The 16,890-nt window shown below is 70.7% G+C and carries 16 protein-coding genes and 1 other RNA gene; 13 read left to right on the top strand and 4 right to left on the bottom strand.

Going from position 1 to position 16,890, the window contains the following annotated elements; all coding sequences use genetic code 11:
- Positions 1-74: 74 nt before the first annotated feature.
- The 3 genes from QE438_RS09880 to pepQ all read left to right on the top strand — a co-directional run bounded on the left by QE438_RS09880 (position 75) and on the right by pepQ (position 4,558).
- Entirely contained in the window at positions 75-2,393 is a 2,319-nt protein-coding gene (locus tag QE438_RS09880; RefSeq protein WP_306995966.1) for a DUF1631 domain-containing protein, read from the top strand.
- A complete protein-coding gene (locus tag QE438_RS09885) occupies positions 2,390-2,728 on the top strand; it encodes a PilZ domain-containing protein (RefSeq protein ID WP_130517082.1) in 339 nt (112 codons plus the stop codon). The genes QE438_RS09880 and QE438_RS09885 overlap by 4 nt, the downstream gene beginning before the upstream one ends.
- A 504-nt stretch (positions 2,729-3,232) precedes the next feature.
- Complete coding sequence (gene pepQ / locus QE438_RS09890; RefSeq protein ID WP_306995964.1) at positions 3,233-4,558, top strand: Xaa-Pro dipeptidase; 1,326 nt, start codon at positions 3,233-3,235, stop codon at positions 4,556-4,558.
- Positions 4,559-5,203: 645 nt separating this feature from the next.
- On the opposite strand, the gene QE438_RS09895 is transcribed toward pepQ, so the two are convergent.
- Together QE438_RS09895 and QE438_RS09900 are read right to left on the bottom strand one after the other, a co-directional pair.
- Positions 5,204-6,532, bottom strand: coding sequence for an aminopeptidase P N-terminal domain-containing protein (locus QE438_RS09895; RefSeq protein ID WP_306995962.1), 1,329 nt, complete (start codon positions 6,530-6,532; stop codon positions 5,204-5,206).
- Entirely contained in the window at positions 6,532-7,071 is a 540-nt protein-coding gene (locus tag QE438_RS09900; RefSeq protein ID WP_130517074.1) for a UPF0149 family protein, read from the bottom strand. Before QE438_RS09900 ends, QE438_RS09895 begins: the two co-directional genes overlap by 1 nt.
- A gap of 216 nt (positions 7,072-7,287) precedes the next feature.
- On the opposite strand from QE438_RS09900, the gene QE438_RS09905 reads away from it, so the two are divergent.
- From QE438_RS09905 to rpiA, 7 genes are all read left to right on the top strand, one after another.
- Positions 7,288-9,474: a GGDEF domain-containing phosphodiesterase gene (locus QE438_RS09905; protein ID WP_306995961.1), complete on the top strand. Its 2,187-nt coding sequence runs from the start codon at positions 7,288-7,290 to the stop codon at positions 9,472-9,474.
- A gap of 68 nt (positions 9,475-9,542) precedes the next feature.
- On the top strand, positions 9,543-9,764 hold the full coding sequence (locus QE438_RS09910) for a TIGR02449 family protein (RefSeq protein ID WP_130517071.1): 222 nt from the start codon (positions 9,543-9,545) through the stop codon (positions 9,762-9,764).
- The gene (locus QE438_RS09915; protein ID WP_130517069.1) at positions 9,761-10,057 is read left to right on the top strand and encodes a cell division protein ZapA; all 297 of its coding nucleotides are present in this window, start codon (positions 9,761-9,763) and stop codon (positions 10,055-10,057) included. The genes QE438_RS09910 and QE438_RS09915 overlap by 4 nt, the downstream gene beginning before the upstream one ends.
- Before the next feature lie 469 nt (positions 10,058-10,526).
- A non-coding RNA gene (ssrS, locus tag QE438_RS09920) (6S RNA) lies at positions 10,527-10,711 on the top strand.
- 53 nt (positions 10,712-10,764) lie between these two features.
- Positions 10,765-11,352 carry a 5-formyltetrahydrofolate cyclo-ligase gene (locus tag QE438_RS09925; RefSeq protein WP_130524284.1) on the top strand — a complete coding sequence of 196 codons (588 nt, stop codon included), beginning with the start codon at positions 10,765-10,767 and terminating at the stop codon, positions 11,350-11,352.
- Complete coding sequence (locus QE438_RS09930; protein WP_306995958.1) at positions 11,349-11,822, top strand: EVE domain-containing protein; 474 nt, start codon at positions 11,349-11,351, stop codon at positions 11,820-11,822. Before QE438_RS09925 ends, QE438_RS09930 begins: the two co-directional genes overlap by 4 nt.
- Before the next feature lie 102 nt (positions 11,823-11,924).
- On the top strand, positions 11,925-12,572 hold the full coding sequence (rpiA, locus tag QE438_RS09935) for a ribose-5-phosphate isomerase RpiA (protein WP_130517063.1): 648 nt from the start codon (positions 11,925-11,927) through the stop codon (positions 12,570-12,572).
- Between the two features lie 183 nt (positions 12,573-12,755).
- Here rpiA and QE438_RS09940 read toward each other — a convergent pair whose 3' ends face one another.
- Positions 12,756-13,181 (bottom strand): helix-turn-helix domain-containing protein, encoded by a 426-nt coding sequence (locus tag QE438_RS09940; protein WP_306995955.1) that lies wholly within the window; start codon positions 13,179-13,181, stop codon positions 12,756-12,758.
- A 155-nt stretch (positions 13,182-13,336) separates the two neighbouring features.
- Between QE438_RS09940 and QE438_RS09945 the strand changes: the two genes are divergently transcribed.
- The 3 genes from QE438_RS09945 to QE438_RS09955 all read left to right on the top strand — a co-directional run bounded on the left by QE438_RS09945 (position 13,337) and on the right by QE438_RS09955 (position 15,274).
- Positions 13,337-13,831 carry a hypothetical protein gene (locus QE438_RS09945; protein ID WP_306995954.1) on the top strand — a complete coding sequence of 165 codons (495 nt, stop codon included), beginning with the start codon at positions 13,337-13,339 and terminating at the stop codon, positions 13,829-13,831.
- Between the two features lie 81 nt (positions 13,832-13,912).
- Positions 13,913-14,368, top strand: a complete 456-nt coding sequence (locus QE438_RS09950) for a DUF192 domain-containing protein (protein WP_306995952.1) — start codon at positions 13,913-13,915, stop codon at positions 14,366-14,368.
- A gap of 60 nt (positions 14,369-14,428) precedes the next feature.
- Positions 14,429-15,274, top strand: a complete 846-nt coding sequence (locus QE438_RS09955; protein WP_306995950.1) for a SirB1 family protein — start codon at positions 14,429-14,431, stop codon at positions 15,272-15,274.
- A 277-nt stretch (positions 15,275-15,551) separates the two neighbouring features.
- Here the strand turns inward: QE438_RS09955 and waaA are convergent, their stop codons facing one another.
- The gene (waaA, locus tag QE438_RS09960) at positions 15,552-16,844 is read right to left on the bottom strand and encodes a lipid IV(A) 3-deoxy-D-manno-octulosonic acid transferase (protein WP_306995948.1); all 1,293 of its coding nucleotides are present in this window, start codon (positions 16,842-16,844) and stop codon (positions 15,552-15,554) included.
- Between the last annotated feature and the right edge of the window lie 46 nt (positions 16,845-16,890).

The raw sequence follows: 16,890 nt of genomic DNA on the forward strand, positions 1-16,890 counted from the left end.
GTGTTACAAAACCGCCGCAAAGCGCATGACCGCACGGGAACCCGATGGTCGCTCCAGGGGCTGCTTCACCGATCTTGACCGCCACCGACACGCTGGCTTCGGCCGCGTTGCCCGTGCGCGTGCGCCGGATCCTGGAGGCCTTGCTGGCCCAGCTGCAGCAGGCGCTGTTCCTGGGCGTGGAATCCAGCCTGGACGCGCTGGAGCAGGAGCTGTTCCTCAGCGCCAACCGCGCCCGCAGCAACGAGACGCAGACCAGCTACCTGTCGCACCTGCAGCACCTGCGCCGCGACCGGGCCAAGGTCCTGCCGGCGCTGCTGGCGCGGCTGGAGGCCGAGCTGGCCGTCCTGCGCAGCCCGCCCCAGCTCCCTCAGGCCGTCGAACAACCGCCCGCGCTGTTGACCCTGGTGGAGGACGCGGTCATCGACCAGAACATCGTCCTGGAGGAGATCGCGCGCCGCCACAGCCATCGCCACCAGCAGGCGCTGCACCTGCTGTCCCAGCGCTTCGGGGTGCTGGCCGGCAGCCCGGCGCTGGACGAGGCGCGCCAGCCGCTGTCGCCGCACTCGCTGTGCCAGGCCCTGCGCGTGGGCGCGGCCACGCTGGAGGTGGACCTGACCTCTCAGCTGCAGCTGTACCGCCTGTTCGAACAGCACGTGATGTCCGGCTATGGCGAGCTGCTCGAACAGATCGCCCAGACCCTGGGCCGCCAGGGCGTGCTGCCGGGGCTGGTGTTCGCCCCGCAGCGCGCCCGCACGCCGGCCGCACGCAGCGCGTCAGACCCCGCATCGGCCCCGCCGGCATCCAAGACCGGCCTGCCGCCGGTGGAGCTGCCCGGCTGGGTCCGCCCCGGTCAGGCCCGGCGTTCGACCGCGCCGGTGGTGAGCTTCGCCTCGCTGCAGCGGCTGCTCTCGGCCAGCCACGCCCGCGCCAGCGCGGCCCCGCCGGCGGCCAAGGACGCCGGCCTGCTGCCGGCCTGGATGAAGCCCGGCGCCTCGCACCCCGCGTCCCCGTCGCCCGCCGCCTCGCCGGGCCCGGCTGCGGGCGGCGCCAACGCCACCCCGCCCTCGGTCGGCGCCCCGCATACGGGCGGCTTCGGCGCGGCCAGCGAGGCGTCGCTGCCCACCGCGCACGTGCTCAGCACGCTGCAGACCCTGCAGCTGCAGGTCGCGCAGGGCCAGGTGCCGAGCACGCCGCTGGCGCTGGAGGACATCCGCGAACGCGTCCTGGCCGGCCTGCGCCGCCTGCACGGCCCGCAGGCCGAGCTGGCGCGCGAGGATGCCGACACCTTCGAACTGCTGGACCTGCTGTATCGGCAGATCGGCCGCGAGGTCCGCCGCGGCCCGGCCTCGGACATGCTCGGCCAGCTGCAGGTGCCGGTGGTGCAGGCCGCGCTGAACGACCGCGCCTTCTTCCTGAGCCCGCAGCATCCGGCGCGCGAACTGCTCAATGCCGTGGCCGAGTCCGGCGCCAACTGGCTGGGCGAGGACGACACCGACCCGGTCCTGCTGGCCAAGCTCAAGGCGGCCGTGTCCAAGGTGCTGACCGAATACACCGGCGACGAGGCCGTGTTCGCCCAGGCCCACCGCGACGTGCAGGACCATTTCCAGACGGCCGCGCGCAAGGCCGAGGTGGCCGAACGCCGGCTGGTGGAGGCCGTGCGCGGGCGCGACCGCCTGGAGAACGCCAAGACCGCCGCCGCCGACAGCATCGACCAGGCCCTGGGCGCGCGGCCAATCCCGCCCTTCGTGCAGGCCCTGCTGTCGCAGGCCTGGGCCGACGTGCTGACCCTGATCCGCCTGCGCCACGGCGATGACTCGGACGAATGGCAGGAAGTCTGCGCGCTGACCACGCGCATCGCCGATGCGGTGACCGGGCAGGACACGCCAGAGCCCGCGTTGCCGACGCAGATCGAGCAGGCGCTGGTCAAGGTCGGCTACCACAGCGACGAGGCCGCGGTGATCGCCCGGCGCCTGGCCAACGCGCCCGAGCCCGAGCTGCCCGGCGAGCCGGCGCTGAAGCTGCAGGCCAAGGTCGCCGCCGCCGCGCAGGTCGCCCCGCGCCGGCCCGCGCCGCTGCCGCGCTCGCCGGCCGAACAGGCCAGCTACGAATCGCTGCGGCGGCTGCCGTTCGGCACCTGGTTCGAATTCGTGCAGAACCAGCAGGGCGACCTGCGCCGGCTGCGCCTGTCCTGGTACAACCCGACCAGCGGCCACGCGCTGTTCGTCAGCGCGCGCGGGCAGAAGGTCGGCGAGCACACGCTGGACAGCGTCGCGCGGCTGATGGCCATCGACCAGGCGCGCCCGGTCAGCGAAGAGCACGGCAGCCTGCTCGACCGGGCCTGGCAGGCCGCCCTGGCCAAGCTGCGCGACCTGGCCGGCATGGAGGCCGCATGAGCATCACCGAAGCGCGCCGCGCCCAGCGCCGCAGCCCCGACGGCGCCATCGCCGTCACCGACACCATGACCGGCCAGCTGGTCGGCCGCGTCGGCAACCTGTCCGAAGCCGGCATGCTGCTCGTGGCCGACACGCCGGTGCGCGAGGACGCGCTGTACCAGCTGCAGTTCTCGCTGCCGGTCGGCTCCACCGGCCGGGAGACCGATATCGACGTCGGCGCGCACCTGCTGTGGACCGGCGCGGCGCACACGCCCGGCCAGTCGCTGGCCGGCCTGCGCTTCCTCACCGTCTCGGCCGAGCACCTGTCCGCGCTGCGCGACTGGATCGAACGCTAGCGCGACCGCACGCCGATGCGCGGCCGTTGGATTGGCAGCGCTACGCCGCTTCATCGTCGTTCCCGCTTTCGCGGGAACGACGATACGGAGGACTTGTTCCTGCTACGGCGAGCCCACCAACTCGCCAAAGGCCAATCCCCACTCCGCGCGGTGGACTCAAAGTTCGTCATCCCCGCGAACGCGGGGATCCAGGGACTTCCGAGCAGATCGCGCAACGTCCATGGATTCCCGCTTTCGCGGGAATGACGGTAGAGAGGTCCTGCTGCTGGTGCGGCGCGCGCCTGGAGCCCACCGGTTCGCCGAAGGCCAATCCCGCGGCGCGCGATGCACGCAAAGCACGTCATCCCCGCGAACGCGGGAACGACGGTTTTGGGCTAGGCGCTTCGACGCCAAGCGCCATCAGGCGCTGCGGACGCACAGCCCCGCGTGCAACACACCGCGACAAGAGCCCCGCACCAGGCGGCGGGTAAACTTCGCGACTCTTCACCGCAACGAGCCGCCGCCATGTCCCTGCCCGATCCCGCCCCGCGCTACGCCGCCCACCTGGACACGCTCAAGGCGCGCGCGGACGAAGCGCTGGCGCGCGGCGGCCTGGACCATCTGGTCGTCCCCAGTGGCCGCCTGCACTACCAGCACGCCGACGATCTGAACTACCCCTTCTACGTCAATCCGCAGTTCAAGGCCTGGCTGCCGCTGACGCGCGTGCCCGACAGCTGGATCGTGTACACGCCCGGCCAGCGCCCGCGCCTGATCTTCCTGCAGCCGCGCGACTACTGGCACGTGGTGCCGGCCGCGCCGAGCGGCTGGTGGGTCGCGCACGTCGACATCGACATCATCCGCACCGCCGACCAGGCCGCCGCGCTGCTGCCCAAGGACGTCGCGCGCTGCGCGATTCTGGGCGAGGCGCACAGCGCGCTGGGCGCCTACGTGCCCAACAATCCCGAGGCGGTGATCGACTACCTGGCCTACCACCGCGCCTACAAGACGCCCTACGAGATCGCGCTGATGCGCCAGGCGCAGACGCTGGCCGTGCGCGGGCATCGCGCGGCCGAGGCGGCCTTCCGCGCCGGCGCCAGCGAATTCGACATCCACATGGCCTACTGCGCCGCGGTCGGCCAGGACGCGACCGAGCTGCCCTACGGCAACATCATCGGCCTCAACGAACACGCCGCCGTGCTGCACTACACCGAACTGGAGCGGGTGGCGCCCGCGCAGTCGCGCAGCTTCCTGATCGACGCCGGCGCCAGCGCCGCCGGCTACGCCAGCGACATCACCCGCACCTACGCGGCCGACCCGGGCAGCGAGTTCCAGGCCATGATCCAGGCGCTGGACGCGGCCCAGATCCGCATGGGCCAGGCCGTGGCGCCGGGCGTGGACTACAGGCAGCTGCACCTGGACGCGCACCTGGCGCTGATGGGCATCCTCAAGGACTTCGGCGTCATCACCGTCTCGCCCGAGGCGGCGGTTGCCAGCGGGCTGTCGGCGACCTTCTTCCCGCATGGCCTGGGCCACGCGATCGGCCTTCAGGTGCACGACGTGGCCGGCTTCGCGGCCTCCGACCGCGGCGGGCGCATCGAGCGCCCCGAAGGTCACCCTTACCTGCGCCTGACCCGCGTGCTGGAGCCGGGCATGGTGGTGACCATCGAGCCGGGCCTGTACTTCATCGACATGCTGCTGGACGACGCCAGGGCCGCCGGCCACGGCGAGGCGATCGACTGGGACCGCGTGGCGCAGTTCAAGCCCTATGGCGGCATCCGCATCGAGGACGAGGTGCTGTGCACCGAGACCGGCGCCGACAACCTCACCCGCCCGGCATTTGCGGAGCGCTGATGTGGGTGGGAGCCGCCATGGCGGCGATGGAGCTTTCCCGGTAGAGCCCCTCGCCGCCATGGCGGCTCCCACGTGTAGAGCGGAGCTTGTGGCAATCCCCTCTTGGGGACTCCGCTGCTCTTCGGTCAGTTCATGAGAAAGGCCCCAGCGGAGCAAGCTCCGCTCTACAGATAGGCCGCTGCGAGATTTGAGGAGACAGTGGCTTCCCCCGAATCTCAACCGCCGCTAGCCATCACCGCTTCAACCTCATCGGCGCTGCGCGCCAGCGTGGCAGTGAGGCTTTACGTGGAGCGCCCTTCGCCGCCATGGCGGCTCCCATGTGTAGAGCGGAGCTTGCTCCGCTGCTCTTCGGTCAGTTCATGAGAAAGGCCCCAGCGGAGCAAGCTCCGCTCTACAGATAGGCCGCTGTGAGATTTGAGCCGCTTCGATCTCGTCGGCGCTGCGCGCCAGCGTGGCAGTGAGGCTTTACCTGGAGCGCCCTTCGCCGGCATGGCGGCTCCCACCTGTAGAGCGGAGCTTGTGGCAATCCCCTCTTGGGGACTCCGCTGCTCTTCGGTCAGTTCGTGAGAAAGGCCCCAGCGGAGCAAGCTCCGCTCTACAGATAGGCCGCTGCGAGATTTGAGGAGACAGCGGCTTGCCCGAATCTCAACCGCCGCTGGCCATCACCGCCTCGATCTCGTCGGCGCTGCGCGCCAGCGCGGCGGTGAGCACGCGGTGGCCGTCGGCGGTGATGGCCACGTTGTCCTCGGTGCGGATGCCGATGCCGCGCCACTTGGCCTCCACGCTGGTGTCGTCGGGCGAGATGTACAGGCCCGGCTCGATGGTGAACACCATGCCCGGCTCGAGCAGGCGCGACTCGCCCTGCAGGCGGTAGTCGCCCACGTCGTGCACGTCCAGGCCCAGCCAGTGGCCGGTCTTGTGCCGGTAGAAACGCTTGTAGCTGCCCTCGGCGATGCACGTCTCCAGCTTGCCCTTGAGCAGGCCCAGCTGCAGCAGCCCCTCGGTCAGCACTTCCACCGCCGCCTCGTGGCCGGCCTCGTAGGGCATGCCCGGGCGCGCCTGCGCCAGCGCGGCGGCCTGCGCGGCGCCGACCAGGTCGTGCAGCTGACGCTGCGGCTTGCTGAAGCGCCCGTCCACCGGGAAGGTGCGGGTAATGTCGGCGGCGTAGTTGCGGTATTCGGCGCCGGCGTCGATCAGCACCAGCTCGCCCGCCCTGACCTGCGCGTTGTTGGCCACGTAATGCAGGATGCAGGCATTGGCGCCGGCGCCGACGATGCTGCCGTAGGCCGGCCAGGCGTCGCTGGCGCGGAACACGCATTCGATCACCGCCTGCAGCTGGTACTCGCGCACGCCGGCATGGGCGCCGCGCATCGCGGCCAGGTGCGCGTCGATGCTGATCTCGGCGGCGCGCTGCATCAGCTTGAGTTCGTCGGCGGACTTGAACAGCCGCTGCTCGTGCAGCAGATGGCCCAGTTCGAGGAACTCGTGCGGCGGCTGCGCGCCGCCGCGCGCCTGGGCGCGCACCTGGTTGACCCAGCCGATCAGCTTGAGGTCGAACTCGGTGTCGCGGCCGAAGTGGTAATACACCCGCGAGCGGCCTTCCAGCATGCCCGGCAGGATCTCGTCCATGTCCTCGATCGGATAGGCATCGTCCATGCCGTAACCGTCCACCGCGCCCTGCTGGCCGATGCGCGGGCCGTCGTAGACCTCGCGCGCCGGGTCGCGGTCGCGGTTGAACAGGATCACCTCGCCGTGGCGGCGGCCAGGGATCAGCACCAGCACCGCACCCGGCTCGGGATAGCCGGTGAGATACCAGAAGTCCGAATCCTGCCGGTACGGATAGTGCGTGTCGTGGCTGCGCACGCGCTCGGGCGCGGCCGGCAGCACCAGGATGGCGTCCTCGCCGGCCATGCGCATGAGGGCCTTGCGCCGGCGCGCGAATTCGGCCGCGCCGATGCCGGTGGCCGCGCGCATCAGTTCAGGCTTTTGCGATGGCGCGGCGCCAGCACGCAGTCGCCGTGCAGCAGCAGCACGGCCACGCGCACGAATTCCTCGATCTCGGCCAGCGCGTCCTCGTCCTCTTCGCCCTCGCCCAGCTCGGGGCTGGCCTGGGCCAGCTTGCCCAGGTCGGCCAGCGCCTCGGCGCCATCGTCGGACAGCGGCGCATCGCCGACCGCGGCCAGGCCGAAGCCGCCCAGGAACGCCCGGCACCAGTCGAACAGCGCCTGCGCGCGTTCCTCCAGGCCGGCGGCGGGATCGGGCAGCAGCAGGTCGAAGCCGAAGCCGCGGTCCTCCAACTGGGTGGCGGTGGTGGTGCGCAGCGTGTCCAGCGCGCTGTCGGCCGGCGGCGTCGGCAGCGCCGGGTCGGCCAGTACGCGGGCCGGCCAGTCCTGCGCATTGGCGCCGCCACCGGCCAGCCAGCCGCACAGCGCGCCGTGGAGTTCGTAAGGGCTGGCGCCGAGGGCCAGCGCGCGCGCGGCCTGGTCGACGTCCTCGGGAGTGGGCAGGCTCATGGGGTCACCTGCGCACGGTCTGACTTGAAAAACGGATGCATCGAACAAGTGTAAATCGAAAGCCCGCAGCGCCGCTTGTTGTGTGACGGCGCTCACGCCTACACTGCCGGGCAGCGCCTGTCCTGGCCGCCGCGGCGGAGCCGTTCCCACGTGATGCCACCGTCCTCCCTGCCCTTCCTGCTTGGCGCTGGCGCCGCTTCGATATCGTTGTCATCGATGTGGATGGCGCTGGCGGCGCTGGTGCTGCTGGGCGTGATCGCGGTCGGCACGCGCGCGCTGTGGCGGCCGTACCTGCCCGGCCACCGTGCGCACGTATCGCCCGCGCCGGAGAGCGAGGATCCGCTCAAGCTGGCGCTGTGGGCCTCCGGCGAGGTGTTCTGGGACTACGACCTCATCGGCCGCCGCCTGCATCGCATGCGCGCCGACGAGCAGTCTGCCGCCAGCCACACCATCGTCATGCTCACCCGCATCGGCAAGATGCCCGCGGTGCATCCGCACGACCTGCCGTTGGTGACCCAGCGCCTGCGCAGCCACCTGCGCGGGCAGGAACCGTTGTTCATGTCCGAACACCGCATGGACCTGCGCGGCGACGGCGACTGGATCTGGGTCCGCGCCCGCGGCCGGGTGGTCGAGCGCGACGCCCACGGCCGCGCCCTGCGCCTGGCCGGCACCGCGCGCGACATCACCGCCAGCCGCCGCGCCGAATACGAGCACCGCGTGGCCAGCGAGGTGATGCGCAGCATGAGCGAGGCGGTGGCCGTGCTCGATGCCGACTACCGCTTCATCACCGTCAACCCGTCCTTCAGCCGCATGACCGGCTACGACGGCGCCGAAGTGGCCGGCCAGCCGCTGTCGCTGCTGGACAGCCGGCAGAAGCTGGGCGACAGCGCCTCGCGCATGAGCCAGCAGCTGGCGCGCGAGGGCCGCTGGTCCGGCGAGGCCTGGAAGGTGCGCAAGGACGGCGAGGAGATCCTGTGCCGCATCGAGACCAACGTGGTGCCCGACGGCAGCGGGCAGCGGCCGATGGTGGTGCTGGTGCTGGGCGACATCACCGAGCAGAAGCGCGCCGAGCAGGAGCTGCGCTACCTGGCCAACTACGACACCCTGACCAGCCTGCCCAACCGCTCGCTGCTGTCCGAGCGGCTCTCGCGCGCGGTGGTGCGCGCGCGCCGCGAGAAGGGCCGCGTGGCGGTGCTGTTCATCGACCTGGACCGCTTCAAGGACATCAACGACTCGCTGGGCCACGCCACCGGCGATCGCATCCTGCGCGCGGCCGCCGCGCGCGTGCAGCAGACCGTCGGCGCCCAGCACACCGTGGCCCGGCTCAGCGGCGATGAGTTCACCGTGGTGCTGGAAGGCATCGCCGCGCCGGTCGATGCCGAGCGCGTGGCCGAGCGCATCATCCAGGCCTTCACCCAGCCGTTGTCCTTCGGCGACCGGCTGGAACTGGCGGTCTCGCCCTCGATCGGCATCAGCCTCTACCCCGAGCACGCCCAGGTGCCGACCGAGCTGCTCAAGCACGCCGACACGGCCATGTACCAGGCCAAGGCCGCCGGCCGCCACACCTGGGCGGTGTATTCGGAGGTGATGGACGAGAAGACCCGCCACCGCGCCATCCTGTCCAGCGCGCTGCGCCGGGCGCTGGAGCGCGACGAGCTGCGCGTGGTCTACCAGCCGCGCCTATCGCTGCATCGCGAGCGCATCACCGGCACCGAGGCGCTGCTGCGCTGGGAAAGCCGCGAACTGGGCGAGATCTCGCCCAGCCTGTTCATCCCGCTGGCCGAGGAGAGCGGCCTGATCGTGGAGATCGGCATCTGGGCGCTGCGCCAGGCCTGCCAGACCCTGCGCGCCTGGCACGAGGCCGGCCTGACCCATCTGAGCGTGGCGGTCAACGTCTCGGCCCTGCAGCTGCAGCGCGGCGACCTGGCCGACGTGGTCGCCCGCGTGCTGGCCGAGGCCGGCGTCAACCCCTCGCGACTGGAACTGGAACTGACCGAAAGCGTGCTGATGGCCAATCCCGAGCAGAGCAGCAGCGTGCTGGAGGCTTGCCGCGCGCTGGGCGTGTCGATCGCGATCGACGACTTCGGCACCGGCTATTCCTCGCTGGCCTATCTCAAGCGCCTGCCGCTGACCACGCTGAAGATCGACCAGACCTTCGTGCGCGACCTGGACCAGAACCTCGAGGACGAGGCCATCACCAGCGCCATCATCGCCCTGGCCCAGTCGCTCTCGCTCAAGGTGGTGGCCGAGGGGGTTGAGACCGCAGCGCAGCTGGCCTTCCTGCGCCAGCGCGGCTGCGACGAGGTCCAGGGCCACTACGTCGCCCGGGCGATGGAGCGCCTGCAGTGCCTGGAATTCCTGCGCGACTACGCCCCCGATCCTGACCTGCGCGCCAGCGCCTGAACCCAGGCCTGCGCCGCGCGCCCGCCTCCAGCTTGACCGGCCGCCGGCCCCGTGCCTAAGGTGCCGGCATGAATCCACCCGATGCCATCGAACAGCTGCGCGCCCTGGCCTCGCGCCTGCAGGAGCTGGGCGAGCGCTGCCAGCGGCTGACGGAGGAGAACCGCAGCCTGCGCGTGCAGCAGGAGCAGCTGAGCAGCGAGCGCTCGCAGCTGCTGGCCAAGAACGAACTGGCGCGTTCGCGCGTGGAAGCGATGATCACCCGCCTGCGCTCGCTGGAGCAGCACACGTGAGCAGCAGCGAGCCGGTCAACGTCCATATCCTGGATCGCGAATACACCATCGGCGTCGAGCCGGGCGAGCGCGGCAGCCTGATGGCCGCGGCCAAGCTGCTGGACACGCGCATGCGCGAGGTGCGCGGCGCGCACCGCATGGCCTCGGCCGACCGCATCGCGGTGCTGGCCGCGCTCAACCTGGCGCACGAACTGCAGCAGCTGCGCGACCAGCAGGCCGCACAGGACAGCGAACTCACGCGCACCCTGGCCGACCTGCACCGCCGCCTGGACGGCTGGCTCGAACCGCGCTGACGCGGGTGCCAGGTAGGAGAAGCCATGGCGGCTATCGCAAAAAGTCGTCAGTAGCCCGGTGACGCAGTGATAGTTCCTGCCCTCCGCAGTTCGGCCTGTCGTCCTCGTCATTCCATCCCGCTCTTGTGGGAGTAACTGTCTCCTCAACTCTAGCGGCCGCCCTTCTGTAGAGCGGAGCTTGCTCCGCTGGGGCCTTCCCCACGAACGGAACGAAGAGCAGCGGAGCAAGCTCCGCTCTACAGGTGGGCCATCGCCAGACGCAGTTCTGTCTGTCGTCCTCGTCATTCCCACGCAGGAATGGGAGCCGCTCTCTGGGCGATGAGGCCTTCGCAATCAGCATTCACCTCTGCATCGCAGCGCGCACGATGCCATGCGTCATCCACACATCCGCTGCACGTCCACCACCGCGCACTGAACCGCGCCGACGAACGGCCTAGGCAAACCTCGATGCATCGCTATACTGGCCACGCATCCTCTGCTGTGATCGACAGCGTGCAAAACATTCGCCTTGTCCCTTAATGACGACCGCGGGGCAGCAACGGAAGCCGGGAGCGCAAGTCCGCCTTGTAGCGGGAAGCCCGATGGCCCCCAAGCTGTCCCACTTGAACCCCGGGTTCAAGGTCGTTTCGCCGCATCGCCATTGGCGGAGGATGTCTTCAATCTTCTAGAATGCCGCGCCCTGCACCAGGACGCGGCATTCTTTTTTCATGAGCGATAGCGACGCCCTGCCCGCCCTGCGCGCGCGCCTGCGCGAACGCCGCCGCGCCTTGCCCGCCGCCGCGCGCATCGCTGGCGCCGAGGCCCTGGCCGCGCGGCTGCTGGCGCTGCCGTTCCTGCCCGAGCGCGGCTATGTCGCCGGCTACTGGGCCACCGATGGCGAGATCGGCCTGCACGCCTTCCAGCTCAAGCTGCCCGCCGGCCTGGTGTACTGCCTGCCGGTGCTGCACGGCGAAGAGCTGCGCTTCGCGCCGTGGCGCGCGGGCGATGGCCTGGTCACCAACCGCTTCGGCATTCCCGAACCCGATGTGGCGCCTTCCTCGGCGCTGGAACCCGAGCAGATGGCGCTGGTGGTGATGCCGCTGGTGGGCTTCGATGCCAGCGGCCACCGGCTGGGCATGGGCGGCGGCTGGTACGACCGCAGCTTCGCCATGCGCACCGCGAGCGCGCCGCCGCCGTGGCTGGTGGGCGTGGGCTTCGAGACCCAGCGCACCGACCTGCCGCCGCCGCGCGCCTGGGACGTGCGTCCCGACGCGATCTGCACCGAATCCTCCACGCTCCTCCTGGAACCGCGATGACCGCCCGCCGCCGCTACTGGCTGATGAAGTCCGAACCGGACGACTTCTCCATCGATGACCTGGGGCGCGTGGGCACCGAGCCGTGGACCGGCGTGCGCAACTACCAGGCGCGCAACTTCATGAAGGCCATGCAGGTCGGCGACGGCGTGCTGTTCTACCACTCCAACGCCGAGGTGCCGGGCATCTACGGCGTGGCCGAGGTGGCGACCCCGGCCTATCCCGACCCGAGCCAGTTCGACAGGAAGTCCAAGTACTACGACCCCAAGTCCGATCCGGCGCAGCCGCGCTGGGAGCTGGTGGACGTCAAGTACGTGCGCCATCTCAAGCACGGCGTCAGCCTGGCGCAGATCCGCGCGCATGCCGATGCGCTGGGCGAGGACTTCGCGCTGATCCGCAAGGGCACGCGCCTGTCGGTGCTGCCGGTGACGGCGGCGCAGTGGAAGCTGCTGCTGTCGTTGGAGCAGAAGTGAGCGAAGAGGCGTGAGAAGTGAGCGAACGCTCGCCTCTCCTGCTCATCGCCTTCGCTCCTGCCTTTTTTCACTCCTCACTCCGCTCAACTCACACCTGCCCTCATGACCGAAGCCAAGCGCCTGGCCGCCGAAAAAGCCATGGATTACCTCGAAGACGGCATGATCGTCGGTGTCGGCACCGGCTCGACCGTGGCCTACTTCATCGACGCGCTCGGCCGCGATCCGTCGCGCATCAAGGGCGCGGTGTCCAGCTCCGAGCAGAGCACCGCGCGGCTGAAGGCGCACGGCATCGAGGTGCTGGACCTCAACCACACCGGCACGCTGTCGCTGTACGTGGACGGCGCCGACGAATGCGACCCGCACAAGTGCCTGATCAAGGGCGGCGGCGCGGCGCTGACGCGCGAGAAGATCATCGCCCAGGCCAGCGCGCGCTTCGTGTGCATCGTCGACCCGTCCAAGCAGGTGCCGGTGCTGGGCCGCTTCCCGCTGCCGGTGGAAGTGATCCCAATGGCGCGCAGCCTGGTGGCGCGCGAGATCCTGGCCCTGACCGGCGGCCAGCCGGTCTGGCGCGACGGCGTGGTCACCGACAACGGCAACGTGGTGCTGGACGTGCACAACCTGTCGATCACCGACCCGGTGGCGATGGAGACCGCGCTCAACCAGATCCCGGGCGTGGTCAGCGTCGGCCTGTTCGCGCGCCGCCGCGCCGATGTGGTCATCGTCGGCGGCGAGCCGCCGCAGGTGCTGTAAAGCAGGCCGATCCCCCGTGTAGAGCGGAGCTTGCTCCGCTGGGGCTTTCCCGACGAACCGGACGAAGCGCAGCGGAGCGAGCTCCGCTCTACGTTGCGGGCGTTTGCCGCGAACCGGACGTAAGAGCAGCGGAGCAAGCTCCGCTCTACAAATCGGAAGCGCCGGTGGCTCCCCCAGGCTGCGTCAGACGCGCTTGCGGCGGCCGCGGCGCTTGGCGGCGTGGCGCTGGCCCAGCACGCGCACCAGTTCCTGCACCAGCGCCTTCTCCTCCGGCTCCAGCAGCGCCAGGCCCTCGACCAGGGTGCGCTCCTCCGGGCTGCCCACGTGCCAGGCCGCACGCGGCTCCTGCACGCGCAGCTTGCCGCCCTTGCCGCCGAAGGCCAGCTCGGCGGCCTCCATGTTCAGCGCCTCGGCCAGGCCCTCGATCTGCTCCAGCCGGGGCATGTGCTTGCCGTTGCGCCAGTTGGAGACGGTCTGGGTGGTCACCGCGATGCCGTGACGGCCGAACAGCTTGAGCAGCTCGCCGTCGCTGAGCCCCGAACGACCCGAGGTCTCCAGGGCCTTGTTGAAACGGCTGGCGAAGCCTTGCCGTCTGCGCGCGATATCCATGCCACGACGGTAGCGAGGCCGGAGTCTGCAACTTGCGCATCTGACTTTCAAATAAAGTAAAGTTAGGCTTTAGACAAGCCAGACTCCCCGCCCGGCACGGGCCTGTGCTTCATCCAGGCCCCGATGCGCGCGGAACCGCACCGACAGGATGTCGCATGCACCACAGCTCGCCCTACGCCGCCGTCGAAGCCTCCTACCGCTGGATCGACTACCGCCTGGCCTATGCGCAGGTGCTGGAACGGCACGGCGATCCGCCGGCCTGTCTGCTGGAGCTGTTCGTGTTCCGCGTCTGGCTGGCGCAGTTCGCGCTGCTGCGGGTGCTGGGCGGCGCGCCGCCCGCGCGCCAGGCCACGCCGCGGCCGCCGTGGTGGCTGCTGTCCAAGCAGGCCGAGGCCACCGGGGTCACCCGGGACGCGGTGCACGCGGGGCTGGCCGCGCTGCTGGAGCAGCGCTTCGGCCAGTACGACGCCGCTGCGCGCGCCGGGACGCCGGACGATCCGCTCGGCCTGGAGGCCGCGGCCGCGGCGCTGGCCGGCCAGCTGTTCGGCCAGCCGGACCCGTCCGTGGTCGATGCGCTGGCGCGCCGCGCGCGTGGCCAGTACGCCGGCATCGCCCAGGCCTACGACGCGGAGCGACCGGACGCGCGGTGACGGCCGCCGGCCGCGGCGCACTTGACCTGCCCCGGGCCTTGCACGAAGGTGCGCGCTCCCGAACGCGCCACGGCTGTCCGCATGTCTCTTCGCCTCGTCCTGCTCACCGCGCTCCTGCTGATCTGCACCACCGGCTGCGCGCGCACGCCCTGGGTGGAGCTGGCCGGACAGCGCTACCAGGTCGAGATCGCCGATCAGGAAGGCGAGCGCCAGCGCGGGCTGATGTTCCGCGACGAGCTGGCCGCCGACCACGGCATGCTGTTCATCCACGACGACGAGCAGCCGCTGTCGTACTGGATGAAGAACACCCACATCCCGCTGGACATCCTCTACTTCGACCACGACTTCAAGCTGGTCGGCCAGCAGCGCGACGTGCCGCCGTGCAGCGCCGGCAACGCCTGCCCGTCCTATCCCAGCAAGGCCCCGGCGCTGTACGTGCTGGAGCTCAACGCGGGCCAGGCCGCCAAGCTCGGCGTCAAGGACGGCGATACGCTGAAAGTGGACCCCAAGGTCGAGCTGAAAGCCCAGCCCAACTAGGCGACAACGCACCACACGGGCGGGCTTGATAAGCCGCGCGAATGCCTGCAGTCTGTGGGCATGGGGGATCGACTGACACTGCCGGAATGGGGTTCGTTGGCCGGCCAGGCCGACGACGCGCTACCGCTGCTGGGCACCGCGCTGCTGATCGCGCGCGATGAATACCCGCAGCTGGACGCCGACCTCTACGACACCCTGGTGCAGAGCCACGCCGAGCATCTGCGCCCGGAGATCGACCTGATCGCCTCCTGGCCGCTGAAGATGGCGGCGATCAACCGGCACCTGTTCGAGGAGCTGGGCTACGCCGGCGACCACGACGAGTACTACGACCCGCGCAACAGCTACCTCAACGAGGTGTTCGAGCGGCGCCTGGGCAATCCGATCTCGCTGGCGGTGGTGCAGATCGAGGTGGCGCGCCGGCTGGGCGTGCCGCTGGACGGGGTGTCCTTCCCGGGGCATTTCCTGGTGCGCCTGCCGGTGGACGACGGCATCCTGGTGATGGACCCGTTCAACGGCGGCCGGCCGCTGGGCGCCGACGAGCTGCGCGAGCGCGCCAAGCCGCACCTGGGCGGCGATGTGCCCGACGACAATGCGCTGCTGCAGATCCTGGACCCGGCCTCGCACCGGGCGATCCTGGTGCGCGTGCTGCGCAACCTGCACGGGGTCTACGCCGAGCGCGACCAATGGGACCGCGCCGCGCGCAGCGCCGACCGCGTGCTCAAGCTGGTGCCCGACCAGCCCGACGCCCTGCGCGATCGCGGCCTGGCCTATCTCAGGCTCGACTACGCCCGCGGCGCGCAGGCCGACCTGTCGCGCTATCTGCAGGTGGCGCCGAAGGCGCAGGATGCCGATGCGATCCGCGAACGGCTGATCGAGCTCAATGCCGGGCGTTCGCGGACGCATTGAGGGTTGAGGCTGCGGGTTCGAGGCAAGCCGGATCTGGCCTCGCCCCGAGCGCCGGCAGCCATGGGATGGCGCTGCCGGAGTCGCGGTCTCCTCCGCTCACGCCGCGCCCTCCTTGTAGAGCGGAGCTTGCTCCGCTGCGCTTTATCGGATCATTGGCAAGCCCCGTAGAGCGGAGCTTGCTCCGCTGCGCTTCGGTTGGTTCGTGGGTAAAGCCCCAGCGGAGCAAGCTCCGCTCTACAGGGCGGCCGCCGAAGGCGGCTGATGTCTTCTGGCGCGGCTAGTGCGGGCGCAGGTCCGGGGCGACCATCGCCATGGTGCGGGCCAGGGCGCCGCGGCCGCGTTCGACCAGCAGGCGGCCGGCCTGGGCCATCTGTGCGCGCCGTGGTGCGTCGGCCAACAGGGCTTCCAGCAGCGTGCCGACCTCCTCGGCATTGCGGCCGATCTCCAGCGCGCCGGCCTCCTGCAGGCGGCGCGAGATCTCCACGAAGTTGTGCAGATGCGGGCCGGTGACCATCGCGGTGCCGACCGCGGCCGGCTCGAGCAGGTTGTGGCCGCCGATGGCCTGCAGGCTGCCGCCGACGAAGGCCACCTGCGCGCAGGCGTAGAAGCCCATCAGCTCGCCCAGCGTGTCGAGCACGAACACCGCATCGCCCGCGCGCGGCCAGCCGGCGAGGCTGCGCCGGCCGACCCGCCAGCCGGCGGCCTGGGCCAGCTCGGCCACGCGCCCGAAGCGCTCGGGATGGCGCGGCGCCCACAGCAGCAGCAGGTCGGGGAAGCGCGCCAGCAGCCGGCGGTGGATGGCCACCACCTGCGCTTCCTCGTCCGGATGGGTGCTGGCGGCGATCCACACCGGCCGCGCGCCGACCTGGCGGCCGAACTGCGTCACCAGCGCATCCAGGCCCTGCGGCACGGCGATGTCGAACTTGAGGTTGCCGGTGTCGACGATGGCCTCGGGCGAGGCGCCCAGGCGCACGAAGCGCTTGCCGTCGGCGACGGACTGGGCGCCGATGCGGTGCACGCTGGCCACCACGCGGCGGATCAGCGGCGCCAGCACGCGGTAGCCGCGCAGCGAGCGCGCCGACAGCCGCGCGTTGAGGATGTAGCTGCGGATGCCGCGGTCGCGGCAGCCCAGCAGCAGGTTGGGCCACAGTTCGGTTTCCATCACCAGGGCCACGCCGGGCTGGAAGTGCGCCAGGAAGCGGCCGACCGCGCCGGGCAGGTCGTAGGGCGCGTAGACGTGCAGCACCGCATCGCCCCATAGCGCGCGCACGCGGTCCGAGCCGGTCGGGGTGATGGTGGTGATCAGCAGCTTCAGGTGCGGATGGTCGCGGCGCAGGGCGTCGACCACCGGCGCGGCGGCGTTGACCTCGCCCACCGAGACCGCGTGCACCCACACGTCCACGTCGTGCGGCGCCCCGCTCCAGGCGGCATAGCGTTCGCCCCAGCGCTGGAAATAGCCCGGCACGCGGAACCCGCGCCAGATCAGGTGGTAGACCGTGGCCGGCGTCAGCACGTAGAGCACGGCCGAATACAGGGCACGCAACCATGTTTCGGTCAGGTCACGACGCATCGGGCGCAAGGATACGAGAAAGGACGCGGCACGGGGATCCAGCGCC

The sequence above is a fragment of the Pseudoxanthomonas sp. SORGH_AS_0997 genome (assembly GCF_031453535.1).
Taxonomy (GTDB): Bacteria; Pseudomonadota; Gammaproteobacteria; order Xanthomonadales; family Xanthomonadaceae; genus Pseudoxanthomonas_A; species Pseudoxanthomonas_A winnipegensis.